This is a genomic window from Bradyrhizobium sp. ARR65 (assembly GCF_000472385.1).
Taxonomy (GTDB): domain Bacteria; phylum Pseudomonadota; class Alphaproteobacteria; order Rhizobiales; family Xanthobacteraceae; genus Bradyrhizobium.
Window position 1 is genome coordinate 1 of the sequence record NZ_AWZU01000111.1, and the last position, 4,726, is coordinate 4,726.

Below are 4,726 nucleotides of genomic sequence, written 5' to 3' on the forward strand. Positions count from 1 at the left end.
CAAGCTCTGGAATCGGCTGTCGTCAGGGAGCTACTTTCCTCCGCCGGTGCTACCTGGAGCCCGTTCTGGAGCCGGTATTCCATGCCGACTCCTACGGCTACCGGCCCGGCAAATCGGCGGTCGACGCCGTGTATCAAGCTCGTCAGCGCTGCTGGCGCTACGACTGGGTGCTCGATCTCGACATCAAAGGCTTCTTCGACAGCATCGATTGGGAGCTTTTACTCAAGGCGGTCCGCCATCATACGGACTGTCCGTGGGTGCTCCTCTACATCGAGCGTTGGCTGAAGGCGCCCGTGCAGATGGAGGACGGCAGCATCATGCCGCGCACGGCAGGGACGCCGCAGGGAGTGGTAATTAGCCCTCTCCTGGCGAACGTGTTCGCTGCGGAGGCCACCGAGGGCTGGAACAAACGCCCGCCTTAAGCTGATCTGAGATTTCGCAATCCATTCCGCCGCCTATATTAGGGCGGCATCCTTCCCATGTCCGGGTCCCTGAAATTCGACGATCCCGTCGCCCTGCCGGATGGCGGAGAATTGCGCACGTTGCGCGATGCCGCCAACTGCATCACTAAGCTGCCGAAGCACGAGCACGACGCGCCGGAATGGCGCGCGGCGATCGAGCCGCTGATGCTGGTCGCCGAACACGGCGGCGACACCATGCTGCCGCGCATCGGCATCATGCGGGCGCTGCATCCGGGCGATGAGGTGCCGGGGCCGCACAAGAAGCGGGCGAAGAAGTATCGGATCGTCCGATAAGTGTTTGCGCCCCGAAGAGCTGGCCGCACCCGGCTTACCGTGCCTCGTTAGATCAGTTCTGATGATTGCGTGAGCCGCCGGGTGTAGCGCAATCCCGGGCGGCCCCTGCAATCACTTCCAATCGCCCTGCCCCACGTCAGGAGCGATGGTCGACATTGGCCGCACGGTATTCAGAGAAGCGGCAGGATCAACCCTGCGGATTACGGGGGTGTTCCGATCAGTTCCGCGGAACGTCTCGGCGTCTGCGCCGTTCACGGCGTAGTCGGCAGCGTCATTCGCCGACGAGGAGCAGACCTCGGCGCCAGCGCGACATGATCCCTGCGGCGTTGTGGCTGCTCCTTCTACCCGAGCGATAGTGATGATCTCCTAAACCTCCCGAAAGGGAGGTTCTTTTTCGGGGCTTCGATTGGCGTGGATAGTTGTGGGAATTGCCGCCCCGTCCGAACCGATCAACGCTTGACTGAGCTTTTCCGCTTTGGCCGATCCTTAGCCGTGACCTTCCGCTTCGCCTTGGCCCGCATCCGGCCAAAGGCCTGCTCTAACATCTCGGTCCGTTTTTCCGGCAACCAGCTCACCAGATCGGGCATGAACCTCTCGACGATGTCGCGGGTCGCGTCGTCGATCCATTCGATGTCGTCGAAAGCGGTGATCTGATCTCGGATCGCGCGGAAGTCGTCCTCGGCCATTGGCGTGCCATCAGGACGAAGCGGTGTTCGCTTTGGCTTGATGCGATCCATTGAGCGTCAACCCGGGCTTCCGAACGCGGTTCTGGTCGATATAGCCGCGCACATGCGTTTCCTGCCTATCAGCGTCTTGTGGGTCGTGGCATTTACCGGCGGCCCGCTTTGGAGGCATCCGCGAGGCCACCCGTTAAGGCTGCATTCACTTCCGTCCTGATCAAATCGCAGACGGCGCTCTCGCGCTGTGCTGTCACTGGAACTGGCCTAGAATGAACCGACTGAGCAAATTCGAAGAACGAGGGCCTTACGGCGAAAAATCGGGGCGCGTGGCGTATGCGTTCGGGCTCGACAAATTGCCAGAAGCGGCAAAAGGCTTTGAATGGCGTCGTGTCGACACGTTCCGTCCCGCCGACGAGCTTTTGAATAACAGCGCCCTCCACGAAGTCTTTAGAACCGCAATTGCGAACGGATGCTCTGTCATCGAGCCGAACGGGGGCTAACAGGGCTGCCCAGTCTGCAAGACGGATAAGACGGCACAAGGCTCCCACTCCAAGAAGCCGATGGCCGGCGATAGAATATGCGCTTCAAGATCGTTTAGCCGAGCTTTCAAAGAACTTTCCAACATACCGGCTTCTAGCCGCGATCGCCCATGCGTCCTTCCTACATCATCGCCTTGTTGCTGATTGCCTTAACCGTTCCCGCCCTCGCCGCCGACCTGATCGGCCGCGCCAGCATCATCGATGGCGATACCGTCGAGATCCACAGCACGCGCATCCGCCTTTGGGGCATTGACGCTCCGGAGAGCGCCCAGGTCTGCCGTAACGACGATAGCGATCTATATCGATGCGGCGCCAAGACCGCGAACGAACTCGACGCCTTCGTCGCGCGCCGGCTCGTGACGTGCGCGCCCGTAACGTTCGACCAATACGGGCGCACGGTCGCGACCTGCACGGTCGGCGACGTTGATATCGGGGAATGGCTTGTCAGCAGTGGGCTCGCGCTGGATTGGCCGCAGTACTCGCACGGTCGATACAGCCTCGCCCAGCGCGATGCGGAGCACGCCGGGCGCGGCATTTGGTCGGGCAGCTTCGTCGAGCCGTGGCTATACCGCGCGTGCGTCCGTCAGGGCGGCAGGCCGGACGGATGTTCGGACGACGCCGACGCGCATCCTTGAAGGTCGGAAGACAGGAGGGAGCACTCGTTGCCGGTTCGCACTCGTACACTGCCACCCGACAGGCTACGAAGGCATACACACCATCTCACGAGCAGCTCGTAATCGGCGGCGATGACGCAAAATGCACAAGGCCCGGTGTGCCTAGGAGACCGGGCCTTGTGATCTTCCCCCCTGCCACATTGGCGGGTGTCGAAATGGGTGATGCACGGACTGCATAGCCGAACTTGGCTCCCGCCTCATAGACCGGATGATTACGGTGGGATGGAACGATGGCGTTACTTTCCGCGCTATGTTTCAAACATCGTCGTTGCTGAATGGCTTCTGTTCATCAGCCAGTTTCCTCAGATGTAGCGCGTCTATCGCAAGGTCTTCATCGCCCCAACCGACGGCGGCCCCGTAGTTCGCAACAGCAGCGCTGTGAAAACACGTCCGGATCGCGGAGCGGCGCCAGAATGTCCCCGCCGGCCGCAATCCACCCGCTCAGGTTCACAACGTCCGCCTCTCTTTTCCCTCGCCAGCGAACGCGCAGCGTCGCAGGACCTTCGGCTGTCGCAGCCTCACTGCGCGGTAGCTCCTTTTCCATTTGCGAACGCAACTGCATGAAGCGGATCGTCATCTACCCTTGCTAGGGCGCCGGGCGGCACCCGGCCGCGTCGGATTACCTTGCCGCCTTTCACGACCTTGGCGCGATCGAGCATTTCATCGGTGATCTCCGGCGCGTCGTCCGGATCGGTCCATACCGGCTTCCGCCGCTTAGCAGCCGAAGCGGCTGCGGATTTTGCGCTCTTCGCGAATTCCGGCGTTGTGTTCCTTTTTTTCATCGCAAGGTTGTCATCTTTGTTTGCGGCCGCCCCGCCGCTGTTGCCTCTCTCTTTTCCATGCCCCTATTTCCGCCGGCGCATGGGGCGCGAATACGGCGTCACACCGCCGATGCCATATTCCCGATCGAAGTAGGCGCGGACAGCTGCAGTATATCGACCGCCCATAAGGCCGTCGATTTTGGGGAAACCACGGCCTTCCAGCAAGGGAATGATTGCTCGCCAATGGGTGTACTTTCCGCGCCCCAAAACCGCCTCGCTCAACGAGCGTTCGTCGGCCAAACAAGGGCAGTTGATCAAGCGTGACGTGCCCGCTCCCACGGCGCTCGTCACCGTTCGACCGCCGCTGTTTCGCTTGCGCGCGTGTGGCTGCATTGCGCAGATGTTCGTCAAGTTGAGCCTGAACTTCGGGCGAGCGCTGGGTCGTATCGGGCATCGCTGATCATTTCTGAACGCGCCGGGCGCGTCATCAACTCGCTTGCTTCCTGCATGACTTCTGGCGACACCGGCGCTGTGGCGTAACCGGCTCTGGGGAGCCGTAAATCATCTCTGCGATCGTGCGCCGCGGAACCATTGGAAGTTCTGGATTGGGGTCCAACTTGTCAAGCCAGGCATCCAGCCGTGCGCGAAGATAGCGATGCCCGCGGCTGGATTGCGTGAATTCGATCGGCTTTACCGGGCATATTGCGACGAACGTAACGACGGACAGTCCGCAATAGCCGGCGGCCTGATCCGCTCGCAGCGCGTTGATCGAGATGCATACAAATGTCAACTGGAATGTCGGCAAATGACAGCCTTAGAGGCCACTCAAGCCTGGATTTCGTGCCGCGATTGCGTCTCCGCGTCATAGAGGCGGATTCGGAGCGCGGGGAAACGGCGTTTCAACTCGATGGCGCCGTTCTCAGCACCCTCTCTGGTGTTGAACTCGGCTTTGATTCGTCGGTCGATCTCAACGGCGAATCCAGTCTTTGGAAGTTCGTTCGAGCGAGGAGCCATGCCGAAGTCCAGAACTTTGCGTTGTAGTGCAATGGCTACTGTGAGTCTGGTTTTGCCGACAAGAGGATTCATGGATGCCATCGATTTCTAGCATGTCGCCATCGACGTGCCGGTCTGACTTACAGGGTGCTAGCAAATGCTGACACTGTTGGCCAAGAGAAGCATCATCGCGGTGGATGATGGAACTCTGATTTCGCGACGGTCTGAGAGATCAGTATTTGCGCGCCATTGCGACCGATTGCGCGATCGGATCGATCGCGGCCCTTTTCTGACGACGCAAAGGCTGCGTTGAATGGGCGATAA

Annotated in this window: 6 protein-coding genes and 1 pseudogene; 5 read left to right on the forward strand and 2 right to left on the reverse strand. The window is 60.5% G+C overall.

Annotated elements, in window-relative coordinates:
- Positions 1–413: pseudogene (locus F758_RS0142550) on the forward strand (reverse transcriptase domain-containing protein); the annotation flags it as partial.
- A gap of 66 nt (positions 414–479) precedes the next feature.
- Positions 480–755, forward strand: a complete 276-nt coding sequence (locus F758_RS0142555; protein WP_024513451.1) for a hypothetical protein — start codon at positions 480–482, stop codon at positions 753–755.
- 449 nt (positions 756–1,204) lie between these two features.
- Here the strand turns inward: F758_RS0142555 and F758_RS0142560 are convergent, their stop codons facing one another.
- Positions 1,205–1,441: a hypothetical protein gene (locus tag F758_RS0142560; RefSeq protein WP_157450553.1), complete on the reverse strand. Its 237-nt coding sequence runs from the start codon at positions 1,439–1,441 to the stop codon at positions 1,205–1,207.
- 263 nt (positions 1,442–1,704) lie between these two features.
- Between F758_RS0142560 and F758_RS0142565 the strand changes: the two genes are divergently transcribed.
- From F758_RS0142565 to F758_RS0142585, 3 genes are all read left to right on the forward strand, one after another.
- A complete protein-coding gene (locus tag F758_RS0142565) occupies positions 1,705–1,935 on the forward strand; it encodes a hypothetical protein (protein ID WP_024513453.1) in 231 nt (76 codons plus the stop codon).
- Positions 1,936–2,084: 149 nt separating this feature from the next.
- Complete coding sequence (locus tag F758_RS0142570; RefSeq protein WP_024513454.1) at positions 2,085–2,609, forward strand: thermonuclease family protein; 525 nt, start codon at positions 2,085–2,087, stop codon at positions 2,607–2,609.
- 1,029 nt (positions 2,610–3,638) lie between these two features.
- Entirely contained in the window at positions 3,639–3,869 is a 231-nt protein-coding gene (locus F758_RS0142585) for a hypothetical protein (RefSeq protein WP_024513456.1), read from the forward strand.
- A gap of 365 nt (positions 3,870–4,234) precedes the next feature.
- Here the strand turns inward: F758_RS0142585 and F758_RS0142590 are convergent, their stop codons facing one another.
- On the reverse strand, positions 4,235–4,495 hold the full coding sequence (locus F758_RS0142590) for a hypothetical protein (RefSeq protein WP_245286784.1): 261 nt from the start codon (positions 4,493–4,495) through the stop codon (positions 4,235–4,237).
- Positions 4,496–4,726: the final 231 nt, after the last annotated feature.

Excerpts from the sequence above, each read along its gene's own strand:
- F758_RS0142555 (WP_024513451.1), top strand. The coding sequence starts at position 480 with ATGTCCGGGTCCCTGAAATTCGACGATCCCGTCGCCCTGCCGGATGGC.
- F758_RS0142560 (WP_157450553.1), bottom strand. The coding sequence starts at position 1,441 with ATGGCCGAGGACGACTTCCGCGCGATCCGAGATCAGATCACCGCTTTC.
- F758_RS0142565 (WP_024513453.1), top strand. The coding sequence starts at position 1,705 with ATGAACCGACTGAGCAAATTCGAAGAACGAGGGCCTTACGGCGAAAAA.
- F758_RS0142570 (WP_024513454.1), top strand. The coding sequence starts at position 2,085 with ATGCGTCCTTCCTACATCATCGCCTTGTTGCTGATTGCCTTAACCGTT.
- F758_RS0142585 (WP_024513456.1), top strand. The coding sequence starts at position 3,639 with ATGATTGCTCGCCAATGGGTGTACTTTCCGCGCCCCAAAACCGCCTCG.
- F758_RS0142590 (WP_245286784.1), bottom strand. The coding sequence starts at position 4,495 with ATGAATCCTCTTGTCGGCAAAACCAGACTCACAGTAGCCATTGCACTA.